The sequence below is a fragment of the Actinopolymorpha sp. B9G3 genome, assembly GCF_040120725.1.
Lineage (GTDB): Bacteria > Actinomycetota > Actinomycetes > Propionibacteriales > Actinopolymorphaceae > Thermasporomyces.
Map to the genome: position 1 here is coordinate 13,416 of NZ_JBEEAB010000036.1, position 21,275 is coordinate 34,690.

A 21,275-nucleotide genomic window follows, 5' to 3' on the forward strand; every position below is an offset into this window, starting at 1 on the left:
ACTGTTCGCCTCCATCCCCGCGTTGGCGAGCCAGGTCGTACCGACAGTTCGCTTGGCGGGCCGCTGCTATGGCCGGCGGATGAGCCTTGGCCGACGTGCCAGGAACTTCACCGGGGGTACGAGGAGATCGACGCGCCGGCGTGGGTGACCTCGATGGATCTGGCGATCGCGTGGTCGCGAACTCTGTCCGGCATCTCCAGCGTTGGGAAGAGAGGTGACGGCCCGTTCCGTGCACGCCGCCGGAATCCACAGCCGCCAGAGTCGCCGGTTCCGATGGTCGGTGTGCTGCAGCTGTTCGCTCGGGATGTGCCGGAGCTGCCGTTTCCTGAACGCTGTGACCTGCTCCAGGTGTTCTGGTGTCCAAACGACCATCAAGCGCCATGGTGGGGCCCTCGTCCAGTGACTGTCTGGAGGCAAGCGGCCGAAATCGGAGAGCCCCGCACTGAGCCGCCACCGGCACCGCGGTTCGACGAGGAGCTGCTCGCCAACGACTATGTGCCGATCCCGTGCATGCTCCACCCCGAGCAGGTCACCGAGTATCCACAGTGCGACCGGGACGTTCTACCTGGCTTGCTTCGACACCGGGTTGAACAGTGGGATGCCCAACACGACGAGCAATACAACTACGCACTCTCCTCCGCACCCGGCACCAAGGTCGGCGGCTACCCGCTTTGGATCCAAGACCCCTTCGAGCCTGTCTGCGAGTGCGGGCGCACCATGGAGCACCTGCTGACCATCGCCACCGACGAATTCGGGACCAAAGGGCGCTGGCTTCCCCTCGAAGACCGAGACAACCCAGCGATCGTCGGACCGCACACCATCATCGACCGAGACGCATGGGCACCACACGGCCTCATGCTCGGCGACGTCGGATCGCTCTACCTGTTCACCTGCACAACCTGCCCACACCGACCGCTTGCCGGCACGGAACAAAGTACGTGACTTGACGGGTACAGCAACCGGCTCGTGCAACCCGGCGCTCTCGCTCCTGGGAGTCTGATCGGCATACGGCTAGCCAGTCGCCGATCAACGGGGCACGTGGATCACGGCTCGGATCCTACGAGATCAACGGCCCGGCTTGTTCCAAACAAGCTCCCGCCGGGCCATCCACGGGACACTACAACGGGCGACTGCAGCTCACTCCAGGCCGCTCCAGGACACCGCTCCTCGCTCACAGACAGCCGCCACCAGCGAGGCAGTGTGGTGCGCCCGTCCCGGGCTGTTTCCACACCTTCCAAGCTGGCGCTTCTCAGGTCTCGGTGAAGATGTCCAGTCGGCCGCCTGCAGTGCAGTAGATGCACCCTTCAGACATCGTGACATCGCCTGCGACCGAGGGACCGCCGTAGAACCACGAGTCGCACCGGTCGGAGGGCTCGACCTGGAAGGTCACGCCGCCCAAGGACAGGCGAAGTGAGCCGGCCTCCTGCACCGATGCGGCGACCAGCTCGTGGTTCAACACCGGTAGCAGTCGCTCCAGGGCCGCTATCGAGTATGGCTCGCAACGCAACTCCAACCCGGAGCCTGGGTCAAAGATGACCTGGCCTTCGAGCTGGAAGCCCGCATCCGGCTCCTGCCCGGTTAGGGACAGGTCCAGATTGGCGGCCCCCACGCTCAGCTGCACCAGCGACCGGCCGACCGCGCCGGAGACCAGGCGATTTGCAACCGCCAGGTCGCCGTCAGCCCGCGGCGCCAACCTCCCCACTCTCACTCGCTGCACTCTCTCGATGCCACACCGCGTAAGCGATGCAGCCGATCACGAGAACGATGGCAGCAACAGAACTCGGCAAGATCACCGGCGAAGACACCAAGGCGTCCCGCCTCGTCGCTGACGTCAACCATGCGCTCCGCCGCTATGACAGCGTCGTGGTGTTCACTCAGTACACCGACACCATGGACTACGTTCGCGAACGACTCATCGCAGCAGGCATCCACAAGATCGGCTGCTACTCCGGACGCGCAGGAGAGGTCTACAACCACGCCAGCCAGAGCTGGGCCACCGTCACCAAGGCCGACATCAAGAACGCGTTCCGCAACCGCGAGCTGACCGTGCTCATCGGCACCGACTCCATGAGCGAGGGCCTCAACCTGCAAACCTCCGGCAGGCTCATCAACTACGACATGCCGTGGAACCTCATGCGCGTCGAACAGCGCATCGGCCGCGTGGACCGGATCGGGGCCTCCTACAAGGACATCGAAGTCACCAACTACTTCTACGCCGACACCGTAGAGGAGCAGGTCTACCGGGGGATCGCGGAGGACTACGGCGACTTCACCGACATCGTCGGGGACGCAGCACCCGTCCTCGCGAACCTCGAAAGGGCCATCGAGCAACTCGCCCTAGGCGAGCACATCACGCATGACGACATCAACGCCCAAGTCGAAGGCTTGCGGGATCAGGTCGATAGGCTCAACGGTCGACCCGTGCAAGCCGAGGACCTCGGCACTGCCCCCGAAGTCATCGGGCACATCGAGGAGCCGCCGGACCTGCATGGCGATATCGACCTCGCCGCGCTCGAGAGGCGTCTCGTCAGCAATCCTCTCAGCGCGGGACGGCTGACACGGGTAGGCGATCAACCTCGGTCCTACTACCTGTCGCCGCCGACCCCCGTAGCGCGGTATTCCATCAATGCGGACGCCGGAGTCAGCGACCCGAGCGCCTACCAGCAACACGATGCCTCGCCGGACATCCTGGTCACCTTCGACCGAGAAACTGCGGACCAGAGCACGACCGACATCGTGCTGCTGACGTACGGCACTCCGGAACTCGAAGCGCTGCTTCCCGCCAAGGTGAAGGCAAAGTAGCTCCGGTGGAGGATTCCGCCTCACCGAGCGAGACGTCCCGAAGATCCAGTAGCCCAGGGGGGAAGTTCCGTGCTCTTCGTGGCCGTAATGACCAGCGCCTACGCCCGCCGCATCGAGAACCGACCGGCGACGGTCGCCGACCCGCGGCGCTCACGCAGACACCAGGTCGATGACCATGTCGATCCAGCCGGCGGAAGTCGGTATGACTGGGGACATTGCCGGGCATCGGCGGCTTGTCCGGCGGATCGCGGGGAATGCGCTCGGCTCGGGGCTGTCATGAACGCGAATCCGCAGGTCACAAGGGCACTTCTTACGGGTCTTGAAAACCGCTAGGCGGGGTAACCCCCCGCCACGTGGGTTCGAATCCCACGCCCTCCGCTCACCAGCGTTTCCGCAGCTCAGAGCCGGTTTGAAGCTCCGCCTCGACTCCGGCGATGACCGCCCACACGTCCAGCCGTGTGCAGTGATTTGCGGCTGGAAACGGGTGGTTGCGCGGAATGCGCTCGGCCGGAGCCACGCCGTCGGCCCAGGTCGGTCCGCGATCTTGCCTCCTGGGAGGAGCAAGAAGTGCCGTCGTACGGGAGACGTCTCCCAGTTTCCACGCACCTGCCGCGCCGGTGATCAGTCGGTTGATGTGCAACACATCTCCGCCACCTGATCTGCGGCAGACCTAGTAGAAGTCTGCCGGTCACTTGACTGGCGTCCGAGCCATACGGATCTGCCGAGATCCGGACGTATGTATGCCGCTACCTTGGCTCCATGGAGTACGGCTCCCTCGATGTGTTCGCCGATCTATGGGACGCCGATGCGGTCGAGGCATCCGAGTACCACGAAGCGCCGCCGTCGGACGACGACGTGCGGTCAATCGAATCGGAGCTGGGGTGTCGCCTCCCGTCGGCGTATGTCGATCTTGCCCGGAGACACAACGGTGGCCTTCTGCGGCGAGATGCTCATCCAACGGCGAGGCCGACGTCCTGGGCTGACAACCACGTTGGAGTCACCGGAATCTTCGCCATCGGACGCACAGCGCCGTCGAGCCTCTGCGGCTCAAACGGTCAGCGACTCTGGCTTGAGGAGTGGGGCTATCCCGCCATCGGCGTCTACTTCGCCGATACGCCGTCAGCGGGCCACGACATGATCGCGCTCGACTACCGAACCTGCAGAGCTACGGGCGATCCGTGCGTCGTGCACGTCGACCAAGAGCTCGGGTATGCCGTAACCCAGCTGGCCGACACGTTCCAGGACTTCATCGCTGGGCTTGTCGAGGAACGCTCATTCCCCGACTGAGTACGAACTCGCACTGATCTGCCGCCGATCGCGCTGCCGTCAGGCAAGGCCTGCTTCGCCGACGTCGCTCAGGACGAGTGAGTGATCGGGGGTCCACGTCGCCGGGTTGGACAACAGCCTCCGCGCCCCGGATGCGTCCAGAGCTTGTTGGTCGAGGGTCGTCATGACCGCAATGAGTCCGGCGTCGAACCACTCGATCAGGACTGCCGCGCACTCTGCAGGATCCTCGGCGGGCCAGCGCACCTCGTGAGTCGTCCCTGGCGAATCGACCTCGGGCCACGGCAGTTCATGCAGCATGGTCTCCTCGCGAACTGCCCAATACATCTTCTTCTCTATGCGACTCATCGCTTCGTACGCCTTCCAACCCACGGTCCGAGTCTGACACTGAAGCGCACTCTTCAGCCGCGATCCGCGCGCGATCATGCCGATGAGAGGTCGCGCCGCCCTAGACCCCAGGGGACGACACGTTCAACTAGTGTGTGCAGCGTGGACGACCGCGAATACTTCGAGTTAGAGGATGCACAGCTGACGTCGTTCCAACTCACGTTCCTGGCGGCACTGCGAGTCTTAGTTGACGGACGCCTTCGCCCGTATTGCGTTGAGTTTGACGACGACAGACTCCTGCTCGCCTTGGACATCGACGCGCCCGACGTTGCCCTGATCAACGTCGGTTTGGAACTCAGCGGGAGTCGGCTGCGAGGAGACCGGATCAGCGTCCACGATCGGACGTTCCCGCCTACACCAACCCGTGATGGATTCGTTCTAGAAGGCACCCCGACCGACCTCGCTGCCCGGGGATGTGAGTTGCTGGACACTTACGTCCGTCGGCCGGTCGTTAGGTACGAGTGGCTGCACCGACGGAGGGTGTACGCGACGTGCCATCTGTTTGAGGACACGGGTGAACGGCTGGCCGACATGTATCGCAGCGACTGGGCGCCGCGGAGACAGGAAGCCGAACTCATGGCCAAGGGCTTTGTGCACGGCCGTGGCTGGATCCAAACTGAAGGTCTTGGGGAGCCCGACCGAGTGGTCTTGGTCCGAGGCGCCCGCTGAAGATCGCGGGAGCAACACGCCAATTTCGGAGACGTCCGCTCATCAGCGTAAGGCGCTTTGTGTCAAGCGCTTGGTCGGCGCCTCGTCCGTCGTCTGTCCCTGCATAGCGGTGACGGGGGTGTGCCCGGCAGCGTGTAATCGGGTTGAGGAGACGACGGACGGGGCTGCCCATGATGAGCGTCGAGGTCATCGATGTGCCTCAATGCCGCGTAGGGCTCGCCCCGACCGTCCGCTTGATCCGCCGTGGCGAAGGTTCAGGCGGCGAGGTCGGTGGTCTTGGGGTGTGGTGTGCCGTGGGTCGCGATCAGCGGGTCCCAGGCGACGCCGGTGGTGATGACCGCGTGCAGGTGCTGCAGGATCGCGGCCGCGATCACGGTCTGGGCCTGGGTCGGGGTGAGCCTGTTGGTCTCCCGAGTGGTCAGGTGGCGGTAGCGCGCGGCGTAGACGGTGTTGGTCTGCAACGCTCCCCAGACCGCCCGCCAGGCCGCAACTCGGAGCCGTGGTCGGCCCTGGCCGGTGAGCTTGGTGCGGCCGGTGTAGGTGCCGGACAGCTTCTCCCGCGGGGCCAGGCCGGCGTGCTTGACCATCGCCCGGGCGGTGAGGAAGCGGTTCGGGTCGCCGGTCTCGGCCAGGATCGCGGTTGCGCCGACCGCGGAGATCCCGGCGATCGAGGTGGCCAGCTCGGTCAGCTCGAGCTCGTCGAGGACCGCGACCATCCGGGCCTCGGTGTCGGCCAGCCTTCGCTGGTTGTCCGCCCAGTCCTCCAACAGCAGCTGGGTCCGCTCCAGGGCGCCGCGGCGGTGGGCGAGCACGCCGGTCGGATCGGCGAGTGCGGCGAAGAGCTTGCGCACGATCCGCAGGCAGGGTTTCTGCCCGCCCCGCTTGATGATTTCCCGACGCACCGCGGTCTCCAGCCGGGCCAGGCCGAGCCTGCGGGTGCGGGCGAAGTCGCCGCCGTCACGGTCCAGGATCACCGACATCGTGGCGGCCCAGGTGCGCGATCGGAACGGCTGCCGGGCGGTCTTGCAGGGCGGCCGGCCAGACGCATTCGAGAAGGTCGCGCATCTGCTGGACCTGGGCCACCGCCTCGACGATCAACCGCTCCCGGCGGGAACCCAGGTGCCGCAGCCGGCCCCAGGTCTCCTCGACCGGCTCGGGCACGTAGCAGCGCAGCTGGGCGGTGAGCCGGGCGATCAGGATCGCGTCCTTGTCGTCGGTCTTGTCGAAGGTCAGGTCCTCGCTACGACGGGCCCACGAGGTCTGCATCGGCTGCACGCATACGAACGGCATCGACCGGTCCGCGGCCAACTGGCCCAGCACCCGCCACCGGTGACCGGTCGGCTCACACGAGACCGTGACCCCGGCGAACCCCTTCGCCTCAGCGCGCTCGGCCGCCCAGTCCAACGCCACCCCCAGATCCCATGCCCGGCAGCGAAAGGTCCTCCGGGCCAGCACTTTCGAGTCGTGGTCGGTGACCACCACCATCTGCTTCTTGTCGGCCAGGTCGATGCCGACGATCGCGTTCTCCAGTGGCACCAGCTCGCGTAGTCGAGCCAGCCGCGCGTTGCGGTTCCGATCACCCCTGGACACGCCGTTAGCGTTGGTCATGAACGTCCTCCTGTTTGCGATGGGACACCAAGCCCGACAAGCGCATCAGGAGGACGTTCCTACGCCCCGGATCGACACGCAGAACGTCTTTCTATGCCGCGATCCGCGCTGCCATGCCGAGCGGGCGCGGGCCGCTGCGCGTCATGATGGCGTAGTGGAAAGTGACATGGCGGTCTCTGGGGCCGTGACTCTAACGATGTCCAACGCCGAGCTCATTGCGCTCAGAGAGGCCATCGCGTTCGCAGACTTCGCTGGCGACCTGCCGGGGCGAAGTGCCGGTGAGATTGAGGTCGTAGGCAGGTTTCTGCGCACGGCGGACACACTGATTCCGAGCTCGGGAGCGAGAAGTACGGCCGGGTGGTGACGGCAGCCTGGACCGAGATCGCGCCCGAATGAAGCGTGCGGATCTGCCGCGAATAGTAGGTCGCGGCCATGCCGATCAGCGGGCCCTTGACCCGCCGCGAGAGGATGCCGCCGTGCCCAAGCGGTCCTTTCCGTTTTCGCCGAAGTCTGCGGCCCGCCTAGAGGTGGGCGACCTGATCGCCATCCCGTGCAGTGGTGGCGACTGGGCCGTCCTGTAAGTGAGCGCGCTGCGGCGCACCGGCCCAGGAGCACGCGCGACGTTGGGAGTTGGTGTCTTGCCGTGGCGCGGTGATCAGGGACCACGGCCGAGGCGATCGACGGTTTGGAGTTCGTCGAGCACGGCTTGACGGCAATCGAGATCTTTACCGAGGGTGGGGCTGAAGTAGTCGACACGGCCGCACTCGCCCGAGGCGTCCAGTCGACCTACGACATGAGTGTCGGCGTGAGTCACCGGGTCTGGGGCTGGCGCACTGCGATGGAGCGCGCTCGATCGGCTGGCGGCTCCGGCTACTGCCCGCTCGTGCCGCGTTCCGCGTGGTCATGCCGATGATCGTGCTTCAGCCTGGGCTGTCCTCGAGACCGTCCATCCACATCTCCAAGACAGGCAGATAGTCCGCTAGGCTCAGCTCCCAACCCGTTGGCTCATCGCTCGACAACAACTTGGCCCGAAGCGTCCGGGCAGCTTGCGCAAGCAGAGTTGCGATCCGTACGCGCTCGGGAACCGGCTCCATTTCAAGATGAAGCCCATTGAGCGCGGCGGCACGCACCATGAAGCTTGAGTCCGTGGTGAGGAGCTCGACCTCGGCGACGAGAAGTTGGAAGGCGCGGCCGCCAACCCTCCAAGGTTCCTCCTGATGCGGCACGGTGACGACGACACCCACTCAGCGAGCCTATCGGCGCGCCCCGAAACGCACTCATCTGCCGCTGTCCGCGCGATCATGTTGATGAGCGGTGAGCTCGGTTAGTCCGCTCCACCTCGACCCTCGACCTGCTGCCGTAACCACGGGATGGCGAACTCCCGTGTGTCGTTGAGAACATCAGTTGTCACCGCTGCTAGATCGACTTCGGGGTGAATGCGCCACCACTTGTCCGCCCGGTCCGGCTGAACCATCCCGATGCGTTCCTGGGCGGCGGGATCGCCGTAGATTGTGCCAGCGGATGGCCGCTCCGGCAGATAAGTCCTCTGGGAGCGAGCAGCCTCCCACTGCTGCTTGTTGGCTACGAGCAGGTTCACAGTGAACTGGATCTCGACGGCATCGCTGTACGCGGACTTCTGAAGACTCATCAGGGCCCAGCACGTCTGGGATGCCCAGGAGTACCGGCCGCCAGAACCCTTCAGGCCCATCTCGCGGAAACTGGGCGAGAGCACTTCCTTGACCATCGCGTCGTAGATCGCCTGGGCGGGCACGTCGACGGCCGACGCGGGCGTCCTCCTTCGCGCGCGCCACTGCCACCACTTGTCGTCCACGGGACCGGAACCCACATTAGGAGGCGCACTCTCATGCCGCGTTCCGGTCGCCCCCACCGCGGTCATGCCCAATTGGGTGCGCGCGGTGGAACACCAGGGACTAGCCTTCGGCCATGCCCGCGCTGTTCGACTTCGAGCCGATCCCACGCGCTGGTCTGACATGGCACGTCATGACCGTGGCGGACGCCGACGTTCCTGACCCCTGCTGGCCCGGGCTGTGGGACCTGGAGTACGAGGACGACGCGGAACTGAATCCCTTCTGGAGGTTCACGTCAACAACCAGGACGGCGCGGCTCTTGCCGTGTGGCGCGCCGTTGCGTGGGCAATCACGGACGCGCCCGTTCGGGCCGCTATCCTGCGCTACGACCGTGATCAAGTGGCTGCCTACCTCGGCAGGCCATGGTCGGGTCCGGGCGGAGCGAGGGGCGTTCAGGCGTTCATCTGACCCATCGCAGCCAGCATTAAGAAGCCGACCGTGATGGAAGCGACGGGCGGAAGGTAATGCCACCAGGCCCAGACCTGGCGACTACGGCGGGCTATGAGACTAGTGATCAGTGCGGCCACGAGTGCTGGAAAGGCGAACCGTCCGAAGACCCGACCGAGCCCTTCGGCGGATCCGGGTGGACCGAGAGCAATGGCGACAATCAGAATGCCGGCGATGGTGACGACGACCGCCATCAGGAAGGCCCACGCGAACGCGTCCGGATTTGCGCGGCGACGTGGTTTCTCGTCTGGCGGCGGAGGCATACCCATGTGATTTCCTTCCATCGCCAGCTTTGCCGCTCGCGACCGAAGCACCCGGCATGTCGTCGGTGCACCAGAGCGCCAGTTCGACCCAGTGGATGCGACGCCTGATGTGTCGGGCGCGCTGACCGGACCTCAACATAGTCGCCGATAGGTTTGACGGGGGCTGTGCTGATGGTGCCCGCGAAGCTGTAGCGTCAGTAGCAGTCTGTGGCTGCGGTGACCGAGGTCTTCAAGGTGCCGGCGCTGTTGGCACGGATGGTCTTGACGGTGGTATAGGTGCTGGTGCTCGGTTTAAGGAACTGCAGCCTCACAGACGCTTCTATGTGTGTCAAGCGGCGGGCTCATGGCCAGATTATGCAGGCGGAGAACAGAGGTCAGCGCAAGGTCGCCCAGGCTCGGGTTGGGGCCTCCGCCCTTCATAGCGGCGGGGTTCCAGATCTCGTCGGCGGCATCCATGAAGCAGATCCTCGCAGCAGACGTCTGAGAACCACCGGCGGTCACGAAACGCACTCACATGCCGCGTTCCGCGCGGTCATGCCATGACAGAGCATCTCTGGTCGCAGTCGACGCGCCTACGGACTCAGGCTCGATGGTGCGGCCTGCGGCGGGCTACCGCCGATACGGAACACGTCGACGTTCTCGGCCAGAACCTCCACGACGCACTCCTTTGAGATGACCACGTAGTGAAGCGGAACGAAGATCGCGTCGCGGCTCCACATGGGTCGTAGGCCTGCGACCAGGCTGCTGTCACGCACGACTCCGAGCCAGTCGACGTTCTTCAAACCTGCTTCGTAAAGCCGATGCTGGTTCCGAGACTCATCATTGGGCGGACCCATGAGCGCATATCTCACGACGTCCCATCGCAGTACGACGCAGCGTCGGTCCGGGTCGTTTGGATGTGCACGCTGGGCCAGGGCACCACGACCCATGTCGTCCGTCGGGCGCGTTCGGCTCCCAACGAAGCGCAACGCCCGGGCCAAGGTCATACGGCTCAACTCGTTCGGCCACGACCGGCAAGGTACCGCAGCAAACGCACGCTCATGCCGCGATCCGCGCGGGCCGATGTGCGGGCGACGCTCCGCGCTTGTGCCGCTACTCCTTGGGCCCCAGAAACTCATGCAGTCCCCCCATCGTCCGCCCGGTCAGCTGGCCACCCTCATCGTCAGGACTCACTTCACAAAGTACCCACGATGGCAAGTCGCTAGGGTCGCCGAGCTCGTCGTCGTAGGGGTCGCCCAGCAAGTATGCAAAGCCGTGCGCTGTCCCGGACGCGACGTCTTCGACAATCACCCCCAGCTCGTCCAGAGTGATCCCAGCGTCGAGGCACTTGGCGATCACCTCTGCGACAACGGCTGGGCGCGATTCCGGGCGACGATCTCGCTCACGCTGAAGGTTGGCCCACCAGATGTCCATGCTTTCACGTCGACGCATCAGATTCGTCCGCACGAGTCGTTCCAGTCTGGCTAAGGCAACCTGAGGGATGTCCTCGGTGATTTCGGACCTCGCCGCGCCCTCCGGGTCCTCGACCCCCAGCCGTGCCAACTTCTCTACCAACAATCGCTTCCTTGACTGCATCGACTGCCCCTCTCGACGGCGTGCTCAGCCCAGGCAGAGCCTAGGACCCGGTGCTCTGCGGCGCCGAACCGTCCTCCACTGCCGCCGAGAGTGAAGCCCGATCCTGCCGATGAGCGATCGTGTGATCGGACAGACTGTCGGCATGGATCGCGAGGGTCGTCAGGAACTGCACTACCGGGCACTTGAAGGCGATATCCCAGGTATCCGAGATCGCCTGGCAGCGGGTGACGACATCGCCCTGGCCGACAAGCAGGGGACCATGGGAGTACGAGGATGTGGCCCGCCGCTTCCTCCGACCGACGGACCGGGTGCTCGACGTCGGCACTGGCGGCGGTGAGCTGTTCATCGAACTAGCCGATGCGTACGCCGAGGGCGTTGGCGTCGATAACAACCCAGACATGGTGCGGACGGCGAATCGCAACAGGCCGGGCTCACTGCGGGATCGGATCAGTTTCGACGTGATGGACGGACGCGCCCTGACGTTCGACGCCGACTCGTTCGACGTGCTGCTCACCCGGAACACGCGATTCTGGCCGGAGCAGATCGTCAGTGTCCTTCGCCGCGGCGGCTACTTCGTCTGCCAACAGGTCGGCGAGCATATGAGCCAGCCCATCCTTGACGCATTTGGTTGGGGCACCAGCGGTGCGTACTGGCGGCGGGTCTTCGCCGACCAAGGCGACCCGTTGCTCAGTCGAGACGAGATCTCCGCGACCTTCGCGGCCCTGGACTGCCACATCGTCGCGACCGGACACATCGACAACCGAGCCTGGTTCTGTGACCTGGAGTCCCTCGTCTTCTACATGAAGGCCGCCCCGTTCCCGGAGGCATTCGACCCAGCAGCGCACCTTGAACCGTTCAACCGCTACCTCGCAACAGCCGCGGGCCCGCGTGGGTACGAGACGACGGAGTCCTGGGACCTACTGGTCGTCCAACGCCGGTGAGAACCGGCAACCGGCTTTGGCTCGCGACCCAGGGTCCGTACCTGCCTTGTCCGTTTGTGGATCCGCTTACGAGACAGATGCTTCGAGTTCGCCGCCGCGGTTGAACACTGTCTGATCGTTCGGTCGAGGTTCCCCTGACGGACACATCATCGGCTCGTTGGCGAGTCGGTTCGGCGACGAGCGTCCTACCCGGTCAAATCCGCCGGCGTGCACACGAGTTCGCCGCCGAACCGACCGGACTGTTCCAGGACCTGAAAGCCATGGCGTTCCAGTTCGAGGCGCAGGGCTTCGGCGGTCAGGTGCCGGCGATTCGGGACGTACCAGGAGCCGCCGAACCGGACCGAATCGGTGACCTCGGCCGGCACGGGGGTCCAGACGATTCCGGTGCTCGGGTCATAGCGATCCTCGTCGTAGGCGCGTCCGGGTTCATGCATCGCGGTGCTGATCAGATAGCGGCCGTCAGGTTCGAGCCGACGGTGCACGCTCGCCAGCACCTCGCCGCGGTCGACGTCGGTCACGATGGACTGGAGGCAGAAGATGTCGATCACGTAGTCGAAACGATCGTCGACATCCGGCCACTGACAGATGTCCTGCACGGCGAAACGGATCTCCAGGCCGCGCTCGGCCGCGAACCGGCGGGCCACCGCAATCGCGTCCGGCACAAGATCAACAGCGTCGACCTGGAAGCCGCGCTCGGCCAGGAAGCAGGCCGCCGCCCCGGTCCCGCAGCCGTACTCGAGCACTCGACGACCTCTGGCCCCGGTCGCCGCTCGGCAGTACCCGGTCCAGGAAGTCACGGGCCTGGAAGTCCTCATACCCCAGGGTGCGACCACCCGCGTGCAGGTCGCTCCAATGGTTCAGGCCCTCGCGACGAAGACGTTCGTACGCCGTGAAATGTTCCGCTTCGTAGTATCGACCAGACATCTGGACACTATGACCGAGCACCCGCCAGGCAGCTATCGAAATATCGGCGCCTTCTGCGTACGGGTAGGGATCCGCATCCGTACGCGGGAGGTCCCCCACCAGACACCCGCGAATTCGGCCGATTGCCGGATAGCCCTCTCCATACGGATCAAGGCGCCGCTGACGCGGCGCACCGCCCGGCTACCGCCCTTGCGGGCGGCGCTCGGGGCGCCGTCCTCGGGCTCGCCGGGCGGAAACCGGTGGTGACTCACTCAACGAGAACCCAGGGGGCGCTGCCCCTGACCCCCGGCCCTTCCTCCGAGAGAGGGATAGTGAGAGCTGGGTGGGGTTCCTCTCTCGTCGGCCGGTCACCCGAAGGCGTACCCGGAACCTGAGCGGCGGGGCAAGGCCAAGCCTGACGGTCGACGAGTCGAGCCTGCCCCGCCGCTCAGAACCCGGGTATGGGCTACGCCTGCCCGCCCGACGAGAGAGGAATCTCAGGTCCACCGCCACCGGGCATGGGAAATCTCGGATCATCACGGCTGGTCTACGAAGAGATCGGCTGCTGTGGGGCTGGTTGTGAGGTCGAGGTAGGCACGGCCGGATTCGATTGAGGCTACGGGTCGTGGTTTGCCTGCTCCTCGCCACCACCAGGTGATCTGCCCGATGGCGTCCCCGGCGATGTAGGCGGCGAACAGTGGTGCCAGCAGGTGGCGTTCGTCGGCTGTTAGTTCTCGTACATCGGAGTAGGCATCGACCAGGTTTCGAATACGCGTCTTGTCGAGGTCGCCGCTCGCTGAACGTCCCCAGTACCAAAGGATCGAAGCCAAGTCGTAGACGACGTACGAGTACAGGCAGTCATCAAAGTCGAGCAGTGCGGCGACCTCGCCCGCGGCATCGGTGACCAGGTTGTTGGGTGCGACGTCTCCATGCACCAATCCGACCCACACATTGGATCTGTGTTCCAGCTCAGTGTCCAGCGTATGCAGGAGTCGGGTCAGATGATGCAGGAACGCGGGTCCGCCGGGTACATCGACGAGTTCGGGATCGGAGCCTTCACTGTTGACCCATTGCGTTAAGCGCGCGATCGGGTCGCCGTACTCGGATCGAGACCCAGGGAAGGTTCGGCGTTGAGTTACCAGGTGCATCTCAGCCAGGAGGCGCGCTGCAGTGAGACCCGAGCTTAGGTCGGCACAGCCCGTCTCTCCGGGGCTATCCCCGGCCGTTCCGTCCACGTACTTGAACAGGGCGCATGGACGACCCTGAATGTGGTCGAAGGGTGCCCCGTCTCTTGCTTCGACGACATCTGCCACTGGGAAACCCTGCTCGGCCAGGTACCGCACCGCCGCTAGCTCGAAGACGAGTTCGTCCGCACCTTGCGTGCGGCGATAGTGGCGAGCGACGTAGCTTGCGTTCGTCTTCCCCGGATCCGCTGGCGTCAGCTTCCACGTGTCGTTCGTGACGCCGTTGAGTTTCTCCGCTCGCCACTCCGAGACGCCAACGATCCGACGATCCAGAAACGCACGCCACTGGCCCTCCGACATCGAGTCCCACGGGGACTGGTCTGCTGCCATGGCTGGGCATCCTAGACCACCACCAGTCTGTTGCTCGTGGCGTCGGCGTGCCCTCCGCGTGCCCCAAGCCAGGGCCAATCATGGTCCGCAACGGTCAACCACGGTCACGACCGGCAGCCTCGGACGCGGCGACGATCCAGGCTCAGGGCAGCGTGAACCCCCGACGGTCCTTTGCAAGGCTGGGGTACGCCGAGTGAGCAACCTGCTGCAGCTTCTCGGCTCAGCCCTCCAGGCCGTCTGGTGAGGGATCCCTAAACGAACAACCCTCCTGCATGCCGCGCCCACCTCGTCCTCCGTTCGCGGGCTGTGACTGATCTTCTGACATTGGTCGGGTGCATGACCGCTGGACAATCACCTCCAGGTCACTGGGCGCACCGGCGCGGGACTAGATGTCCGGAGTGCCGATGAGCGTGCGTGATACCAGCCATGCCAGAATCCACCAAATGTTGGACGTGTACGTCGTCACGCATCCCGAGGCCACGCACCACTTGGAAGACCGGGTGGGAGGGTGGTACGACTCCGAGCTAACGCCCACAGGTTTCGTGCACGCAGGACTCGTCGCTGATGTCCTGGCTAAGCGGGTAAAGGACAGGGCTGGAGTATTGGTGTTCACCTCCGACCTCACGAGGACCAGGCAGGCCGCCCAGGCAATCGGAGAGCGACTGGGTCGAGAACCAGTGAGCATGAGGGAACTGCGCGAGAAGTCGTACGGCGAAGGTGAGGGACAGCTGGATGCTTGGTTCCGGGAGCGGTTCATCCCACCTCCGGCCATTGGTGAGCGCATGGACCACGATGAGGGACTCGCTGGCGCGGAGACGAAACTGGAATGGGTGCGTCGGGTCTACCGAGGTATGGACCAGATCCTGAGGGCACCCTCTCGCACGATGATCGTTGTGACACATGGCGGGTCAGCAAGTCTTGTGATTGTCCACTGGCTTCGGATCCCGTGGGATGCGCTAGGTTACGCCAGTTTCCGAGTCGAGGCGGGCAGCATCACTCACCTCCGCGAGGACGACTACTTCCATAACCGCACTCTCGTCGAACTTAACGACACCACTCACCTTCGCCGCGGCTGACGCCAAGGCAGCACTGTCATGCCGGAATGCGCACGATCGTTGTCGCCGGGGCGATCATCGGCTGAGCCGGAACAGTCCGTGGCCCGGTCGACAAGAGGACCCGGTACAAGATCAAGTCCTGGCGGCCTTGTTGGCGCAAGACGTGAAGGCGATGGCCTAATGTCAGAACATCAACTCCAGAAAGCGGAACGACACATCTAACAAAGCACTACTAGCTCGTGCCGCGCCCGTGGCGGACTTGTCTGGCCGCTAGTTGCCGTTGGCGAGGCTGCGTTGGAGCAGGATGGTGTCGACCCAGCGGTCCAGCTTGTAGCCCACCCGGCGAAGTCGGCCGACTTCGGTGAAGCCGAGCGCCTGGTGCAGCCGGACCGACGCGTCGTTGCCGGCGTCGGCGATTACCGCGATCATCTCCCGGGCGTCGGTCTGTTCGCACGCGGCGAGCAGTGCGGTCAGCAGCGGCTTGCCGAGCCCTTTGCCGAGCCACGCCGGTGAAAGGTAGATGGAGTTCTCGACGGTCTGACGGTACGCGGCCTTCGGGCGGTATGGCGCGGCGTACGCGAACCCTGCGACCGTGCCCGCGAGGGCGAGTACGAGGAACGGCAGGCCGCGTGCGGCGAGGTCGTCCGCTTTGCATTGCCAGTCCTCGACAGTCGGCGGCGTCGTGTCAAATGTGACGACGGTCTGGTTCACGAAGTGGGCGTAGATCTCGGCAGCGGCAAGCAGGTCCTCGGCCGTTGCCGCCCGGATGGCGTGGTCTGTCACGTCCACCAACCATAAGCGGCCCGATCGAGGGTGCAACGCGCGATCGTCACCACCTGCGCGGTGGCGGCCACTGGTACAACCGAACGCGCTGGCTCTGCTCCTCACCACCACCCGGTGAGGCGTGACCGCAGCGTTCTGACGGATCCCGGCGTACCGCACCCGGCTGTGCCGGGAGTGGATCACAACAGCAGCCCCATCGGCGGCGAAGCGACGCGCGATCGCCTCGCCGATGCCGGACGTTGAGCCCGTGACGAGCGCGACCGGACGTTCTGGACTCATTCGGCCATCGTGTCAGGCCGCGAAGGCGGCCATGGAGGAGGCCTCCGGCGACCAGGACCGCGCTAGATTGGCCCGGCTTCGTGGTGACCTTCACCGAGCCCAGGTTCGTCTGCGCGCGACAGCCCCTGTGTGGCTGGTGGAGCGAAGGTCACGGGGTCGGGGATAGGGCTTGACCAGCTGCCCGACGACGAAGAACTGGCCCATCTGCTCGGTGGCCCGCGCGTCGAGGCTGGCACCGAGGTGCCTGGCCGTGAAAAGGACTCTTGGCCCCACCCGTGAGCGCCACGATTGTGTTCCAACGAGACTTGGCCCACCACCCTTTTGGGCCGGATCGATCCCGTGACCAGTGGTGGTTGCAGGACTGACACACGAGGCGTGCGGAACCATCCCAGTGAAGATCTCAGCGTGCGCGAGTGTGCGGGCGCACGTTGTCGCAGAATGTCGTCAACCTTCTGCGACAGGTCTGTACCACCATCCCGACGCCTGACGCCGCGAGCCGCCCGGTCCGGTGGGGGATCGGCGGATTCTCTTGCGGACGAGCTTGAGGCGTGCGTGACTTCGTACGATGGCCCGGTTGTGTTCGCCGCGCTTGTGCGCGATCAGGTCCAGCGCGGTGGCATCCAGTAGGAATCCCTCCAGCTCAGAGCGGTCAGGTCACCAACGAACCGCTCGTACGCGGCCACCTGGTCATCGGACAGAAACTCCACCGGCACAGCCGAACAACGCACGACGATTCAGCCGCCCGCCGCTGCCCCGTTCACAAGATCATCGTTAGCGCTAGTCGCTGTACCGATCTTCCTCAACCCCGTGATCGCCGACACTTGTGGTCTTGACCGTAAATCGGGTGATCGCCATACTGTCGCCGACGTCAGACGACAGGATTCGCCGCGGACCCGCGCCCAGCGGTGGCGCTGAGAGGGGCAGACCATGAACGAGGTTGAGCCATCGCGATCCCGGCCGGCAGCGACACGGCGGGACTTCCTCCGAGGTGTGGGTGTGGCCGGGGCGAGCGCAGTCGGACTGGGCGCCGTCACAGCGGCGCCGCCGAAGGCGTGGGCGGCGCCGACCCCACCAGGCATCGTCACCGACTTCGGTGTGTTGAGTACGGCGCTGACGCTGCACGAGGCCCATCTCGGCAGCGACGGCGACGGAAAGCCCGTGTTCTACGGCATCCAGATGGGAACGCCGGGAGTCATCTCCGTGATCGACCCGATCAGCCGGGAACTCCTCAGGACCATCCCGCTCGCCGGGTCGTCGGGCGGTTGGGGCATCACCCAGGCCAGCGACGGACTCGTCTACGCCGGCACCTATTACGAAGGCCACCTCTACCAGTACAACCCGAGCACCGACGAGGTGGTCGACCTCGGCACGCCGGCCGCGGGACAGACCTACCTCTACGGACTCCGGCCCGGATTCGACGGCCGTGTCTATGGCGGCACCTATTCCGGCGCCCACACCTTCTCGTACTCACCAGCCGAGGGCGCGCGGGACTTCGGGCCGATGTTCGAGGGTCAGTTCTACGCCGTCGACACCGCGGTCGACCCCGAACGGAACATCCTCTGGGCGGCGATCGGATCGGCCGGACACCTCGTCCGGCTCGACCTCACCACCGGCGAGAAGCGGGACATCCTGCCCGAGCAGTACCGCGACGCCCCCAGCTACCCGTACGACATCAACCTCGTCAGCGGCCGGTTGTTCGTCAAGCTGAGCCAGAAGGGCACGGCGTTCGTCCTCGACCCGGACACCGGCGACGTGATCGCCGACGGCTTCACGATGACGTCGCGGGGTACTTCACCGCTGGCACCCGACGGCGAGTCGGTCTACTTCACCTCGTCCGGACAGCTGTGGCGATACGACCTCACCACCGAAGCTCCGGCCCCCGCGCTCGACGCGAGCGGGCAGCCGATCGCGACCGGCGCGGGTGTCGGCTGGGGGTTCATCAACGGCGTGCTGTACGCCGCGATCGGCAACTACGCCGGTCAGGCGCTGTGGTACGACCCTGATGCGGGCACCCACGAGAGCTTCACGTTGCCGTTCCCGCCGCAGGCGATCGACATCGCCAACGTTACGGCCGGACCAGACGGCAAGGTCTACTCGAACCTCTTCATCAACGGCAACATGGCGTCGTTCGACCCGGCCACGGAAACCGTCACCACGCTGGGCCGGCTCGGCCAGGCCGACGGTTTCGGCTGGCATGACGGGCTGCTGTACGCGGGCGTCTATCCGTACGGCGGAGTGTGGGTGTACGACCCGAGCCAGCCGTACTCCCTCGGCACCAATCCCCGGGATCTGTTCCGCCTCCAGAACGACCACGGGCAGAACCGCCCGGTGGCGATCACGGGAACGCCGGACACCCTCTACGTGGGAAGCACCCCTGACTACGGACAGTGGGGCGGGGCCCTCACCGCCTATGACTTCGCGACCGAGAGCTATACGGTGCGGCGCAACATCGTTACCGATCAGGCGGTCGTGTCCCTGGCGGTGGTCGGCGACACACTCTGGGGCGGATCCTCCATCGCCGGCGGTGGCGGAACGACGCCGAAGGCGACCGAGGCGAAGCTCTTCGCCGTCGATCTGGCGACCGGGGAGAAGACCGCGGAGTACACGCCGGTCAGGGAGGCGGGCGCCATCGACTCCCTCATCGAAGGCCCGGATAGGCGGTTGTGGGGACTTGCCGGCGGGACGCTCTTCGTCTTCGACCCAGCCCTGCGGACGGTCGTCCGGCGCAAGGATCTGCCAGGTGGATCCTCCCACTGGCAGGACGAGCTCCACGTCAACCCCGACGGGTACGTCTACGTGTCAAGTGACGGCCAGCTGCTCCGGATCGACCCGCGGTCGTTCAAGGTGCTCGTCATCCGGCCGAGCGGCACCCGCCGCCTCGACCAGGACGACGTCGGCAACCTATGGTTCAGCGACGGGGCCCGCCTGCTGCGCTATGCGTCGCAGGCCACCTCCGCCGGGCATACCGGCCGCCGTGGGTGACGCGCGGTGGCCGCCGTGGACCGTGCCTGCCGCGGCACCATGACGCATCGGCGCTGACCGGCTTCGCGACCACACTCAACTGGTGGCGGGGTAATGGGATCTTCTCGCGGCGTCGGCCAGATCTTGGGCCCGGTCGCTGTCTGCGTGGCAGCTGTGACTCCCATCAACGTGGCCCGGCTCGTCGCCTCATGGTTGGCGAGCCTCACCGCCCCGACCGGCCCATGCTCGCAGGGCGGTGACGTGAAGCGCAGCCGCGCGGAGCTGCTGTCGACGAGGGTGGCTCACTTCTTGGCGACTGACCCGGCGGAGTCGGAGTACACCGTCTTGCCTGTGTCGGTCGCCACAAGTCCCGCCGTGAAGCCCATGCCGCACTTTGATCAGCCTCCGGAGGCGGTGAACGCCAGCTGATAGGTCACCCTCGGTCGGCCAGCGCCAGGACAGCACTATCAGGGCAGGAACCTTTGCGTCCGTCGTATGACGGACACGGGCAGGCTGCACAGCGCCTGCCGCCGATACTGTGTCCCTTGACCGCACTAGTGAGGACGCGGGTCCCTGCTCGGGACGGGTGTGCTGGCTCGCCGCGTGACCGGCCCGTACTCTCCGTCGGATGAGCACGAAGGCACCGACACTTGTCGTCGTCGGCGGCTTCCCCGGCACCGGCAAGAGCATGATCGCTCGACGGTTGGCACGGCAGCTTGTCTGTCCGTGGCTCTGTTCCGACACCATCGGCGTACCCATCCGCGCGAGGTTTCGTGACGAGGTGCCCCGGGCGAGGCATATGGCACCGGCTACGCAGGATTGGATGCGATCCCAAGATCATCCTCGCAGGCGACCAATGGGTCACGGGGCTTCCCGAACTACTCGCCGCCTACCGGGAGGAGCACCCCGCGGCTCGGTTGGACGACCTCGTGTCCGCGGTCGCGGTTGGCTGCGCATGGACGCTGGCCTCGCTGCACACGCTCATCGAGCCACTTGACAACCCACGCGTGGTCGACGCATCCCTCCTGGCGTACGGCCGAGCTCGCCACTAGGCCGCCCTCGTGGTGCTGGACCGGATCAACGAGATCCAGGCGGCCCTGCGTGACCGCCTCCGATGAGTCGCCAACCGGTCAACAGTTCGGCACTACACTCTCCCGCCGAAGTACCCGCGTACGTCAAGGCCCGCCGGCAGCCGGCCAATCGTGTCCGTTTGTGGATCCTTCAGCGGACAAGATGACCGCCACGTCTGCACAAGGTGCTCATCCCCTGACACAAGGTGTCAGCATCGTATGGAACCGTGGCCGCCATGAACGAACAGATCGTGACTGCAGTCAGCCCAGTCCTGGACTGTCTCGACCCGCAGGCGCTGGGGGCGTTCTACAGCGAGCTTCTCGGCTGGGAGATCGTCAACGACAGCGACGGCTGGGTGGCCCTCAGGTCCCCCGTAGGGCGACGCATGATGTCGTTCCAGAAAGAGCCGAGGTACCAGCCGCCCACCTGGCCGACCAGCGACAACCAGCAGCAGATGATGGTCCACCTCGACATCGAGGTACGAGACCTCGACACCGCGCTGGCCAAGGCCGTCGCCCTTGGCGCCAAGCCCACACCCTGGCAGCCGCAACGCCATGTCCGAGTCTGCACGGATCCCGCCGGCCACGTGTTCTGCCTGTGTCAAGTCGCGTGACCACTTCCCCTAAAGGGGCATCGCCGCCGTTGCCCCGAAGGACGGTCGCGCGGACGAGCTGCCCGACTAGGGCGTGTCCCGTAGATCTTGGGTTGGTGGGTCGCGGAGCCAGATTCTGATCGATGCGATGTCGATTGTGCCGCGCCAGATGTAGTCGCGTTTGTCGTATCGGGTGGCAACGGCGCGATAGCC

General features: G+C 65.4%; 21 protein-coding genes and 1 pseudogene. 9 read left to right on the forward strand and 13 right to left on the reverse strand.

Annotated features, from left to right (window positions below; all coding sequences use genetic code 11):
- The first annotated feature begins 399 nt into the window (after positions 1–399).
- Positions 400–942: a hypothetical protein gene (locus ABNF93_RS32880; RefSeq protein ID WP_349332171.1), complete on the forward strand. Its 543-nt coding sequence runs from the start codon at positions 400–402 to the stop codon at positions 940–942.
- A gap of 307 nt (positions 943–1,249) precedes the next feature.
- Here the strand turns inward: ABNF93_RS32880 and ABNF93_RS32885 are convergent, their stop codons facing one another.
- The gene (locus ABNF93_RS32885; protein ID WP_349332172.1) at positions 1,250–1,693 is read right to left on the reverse strand and encodes a DUF6188 family protein; all 444 of its coding nucleotides are present in this window, start codon (positions 1,691–1,693) and stop codon (positions 1,250–1,252) included.
- A gap of 71 nt (positions 1,694–1,764) precedes the next feature.
- On the opposite strand from ABNF93_RS32885, the gene ABNF93_RS32890 reads away from it, so the two are divergent.
- Both ABNF93_RS32890 and ABNF93_RS32895 read left to right on the forward strand, forming a co-directional pair.
- Entirely contained in the window at positions 1,765–2,802 is a 1,038-nt protein-coding gene (locus tag ABNF93_RS32890) for a helicase-related protein (protein ID WP_349332173.1), read from the forward strand.
- Between the two features lie 759 nt (positions 2,803–3,561).
- Positions 3,562–4,089 (forward strand): SMI1/KNR4 family protein, encoded by a 528-nt coding sequence (locus ABNF93_RS32895; protein WP_349332174.1) that lies wholly within the window; start codon positions 3,562–3,564, stop codon positions 4,087–4,089.
- A gap of 39 nt (positions 4,090–4,128) precedes the next feature.
- On the opposite strand, the gene ABNF93_RS32900 is transcribed toward ABNF93_RS32895, so the two are convergent.
- Positions 4,129–4,458 (reverse strand): hypothetical protein, encoded by a 330-nt coding sequence (locus tag ABNF93_RS32900; RefSeq protein ID WP_349332175.1) that lies wholly within the window; start codon positions 4,456–4,458, stop codon positions 4,129–4,131.
- Positions 4,459–4,575: 117 nt separating this feature from the next.
- Here ABNF93_RS32900 and ABNF93_RS32905 point away from each other — a divergent pair, with 117 nt between their 5' ends.
- Positions 4,576–5,142: a hypothetical protein gene (locus ABNF93_RS32905; protein ID WP_349332176.1), complete on the forward strand. Its 567-nt coding sequence runs from the start codon at positions 4,576–4,578 to the stop codon at positions 5,140–5,142.
- 254 nt (positions 5,143–5,396) lie between these two features.
- On the opposite strand, the gene ABNF93_RS32910 is transcribed toward ABNF93_RS32905, so the two are convergent.
- The 7 genes from ABNF93_RS32910 to ABNF93_RS32940 form a co-directional block, all read right to left on the reverse strand.
- A complete protein-coding gene (locus ABNF93_RS32910) occupies positions 5,397–6,122 on the reverse strand; it encodes a transposase (RefSeq protein WP_349332177.1) in 726 nt (241 codons plus the stop codon).
- Positions 6,100–6,750 carry an IS110 family transposase gene (locus ABNF93_RS32915; RefSeq protein ID WP_349332178.1) on the reverse strand — a complete coding sequence of 217 codons (651 nt, stop codon included), beginning with the start codon at positions 6,748–6,750 and terminating at the stop codon, positions 6,100–6,102. Before ABNF93_RS32915 ends, ABNF93_RS32910 begins: the two co-directional genes overlap by 23 nt.
- Positions 6,751–7,670: 920 nt before the next feature.
- Entirely contained in the window at positions 7,671–7,994 is a 324-nt protein-coding gene (locus ABNF93_RS32920; protein ID WP_349332179.1) for a hypothetical protein, read from the reverse strand.
- Positions 7,995–8,074: 80 nt separating this feature from the next.
- A complete protein-coding gene (locus tag ABNF93_RS32925) occupies positions 8,075–8,581 on the reverse strand; it encodes a DUF4304 domain-containing protein (RefSeq protein WP_349332180.1) in 507 nt (168 codons plus the stop codon).
- A 429-nt stretch (positions 8,582–9,010) separates the two neighbouring features.
- Entirely contained in the window at positions 9,011–9,334 is a 324-nt protein-coding gene (locus ABNF93_RS32930; protein WP_349332181.1) for a hypothetical protein, read from the reverse strand.
- Between the two features lie 566 nt (positions 9,335–9,900).
- Entirely contained in the window at positions 9,901–10,110 is a 210-nt protein-coding gene (locus tag ABNF93_RS32935) for a hypothetical protein (RefSeq protein WP_349332182.1), read from the reverse strand.
- 310 nt (positions 10,111–10,420) lie between these two features.
- Positions 10,421–10,903, reverse strand: a complete 483-nt coding sequence (locus ABNF93_RS32940) for a hypothetical protein (protein ID WP_349332183.1) — start codon at positions 10,901–10,903, stop codon at positions 10,421–10,423.
- 224 nt (positions 10,904–11,127) lie between these two features.
- Here ABNF93_RS32940 and ABNF93_RS32945 point away from each other — a divergent pair, with 224 nt between their 5' ends.
- Positions 11,128–11,844 (forward strand): class I SAM-dependent methyltransferase, encoded by a 717-nt coding sequence (locus ABNF93_RS32945; RefSeq protein WP_349332184.1) that lies wholly within the window; start codon positions 11,128–11,130, stop codon positions 11,842–11,844.
- A 185-nt stretch (positions 11,845–12,029) separates the two neighbouring features.
- Here the strand turns inward: ABNF93_RS32945 and ABNF93_RS32950 are convergent, their stop codons facing one another.
- Both ABNF93_RS32950 and ABNF93_RS32955 read right to left on the reverse strand, forming a co-directional pair.
- Positions 12,030–12,659: a class I SAM-dependent methyltransferase gene (locus ABNF93_RS32950; RefSeq protein WP_349332185.1), complete on the reverse strand. Its 630-nt coding sequence runs from the start codon at positions 12,657–12,659 to the stop codon at positions 12,030–12,032.
- Positions 12,660–13,283: 624 nt separating this feature from the next.
- Positions 13,284–14,321 carry a phosphotransferase enzyme family protein gene (locus ABNF93_RS32955; RefSeq protein ID WP_349332186.1) on the reverse strand — a complete coding sequence of 346 codons (1,038 nt, stop codon included), beginning with the start codon at positions 14,319–14,321 and terminating at the stop codon, positions 13,284–13,286.
- A 443-nt stretch (positions 14,322–14,764) separates the two neighbouring features.
- Here ABNF93_RS32955 and ABNF93_RS32960 point away from each other — a divergent pair, with 443 nt between their 5' ends.
- On the forward strand, positions 14,765–15,397 hold the full coding sequence (locus ABNF93_RS32960; protein ID WP_349332187.1) for a histidine phosphatase family protein: 633 nt from the start codon (positions 14,765–14,767) through the stop codon (positions 15,395–15,397).
- Positions 15,398–15,646: 249 nt separating this feature from the next.
- On the opposite strand, the gene ABNF93_RS32965 is transcribed toward ABNF93_RS32960, so the two are convergent.
- Both ABNF93_RS32965 and ABNF93_RS32970 read right to left on the reverse strand, forming a co-directional pair.
- Positions 15,647–16,159 (reverse strand): GNAT family N-acetyltransferase, encoded by a 513-nt coding sequence (locus ABNF93_RS32965; protein ID WP_349332191.1) that lies wholly within the window; start codon positions 16,157–16,159, stop codon positions 15,647–15,649.
- A gap of 171 nt (positions 16,160–16,330) precedes the next feature.
- A pseudogene (locus ABNF93_RS32970) lies at positions 16,331–16,438 on the reverse strand (SDR family NAD(P)-dependent oxidoreductase); the annotation flags it as partial.
- A 927-nt stretch (positions 16,439–17,365) separates the two neighbouring features.
- On the opposite strand from ABNF93_RS32970, the gene ABNF93_RS32975 reads away from it, so the two are divergent.
- The 3 genes from ABNF93_RS32975 to ABNF93_RS32985 all read left to right on the forward strand — a co-directional run bounded on the left by ABNF93_RS32975 (position 17,366) and on the right by ABNF93_RS32985 (position 21,083).
- Positions 17,366–19,420 (forward strand): twin-arginine translocation signal domain-containing protein, encoded by a 2,055-nt coding sequence (locus ABNF93_RS32975; RefSeq protein ID WP_349332188.1) that lies wholly within the window; start codon positions 17,366–17,368, stop codon positions 19,418–19,420.
- A gap of 752 nt (positions 19,421–20,172) precedes the next feature.
- Complete coding sequence (locus ABNF93_RS32980; RefSeq protein ID WP_349332189.1) at positions 20,173–20,451, forward strand: hypothetical protein; 279 nt, start codon at positions 20,173–20,175, stop codon at positions 20,449–20,451.
- Between the two features lie 254 nt (positions 20,452–20,705).
- Positions 20,706–21,083 carry a VOC family protein gene (locus ABNF93_RS32985; protein ID WP_349332190.1) on the forward strand — a complete coding sequence of 126 codons (378 nt, stop codon included), beginning with the start codon at positions 20,706–20,708 and terminating at the stop codon, positions 21,081–21,083.
- Positions 21,084–21,275: the final 192 nt, after the last annotated feature.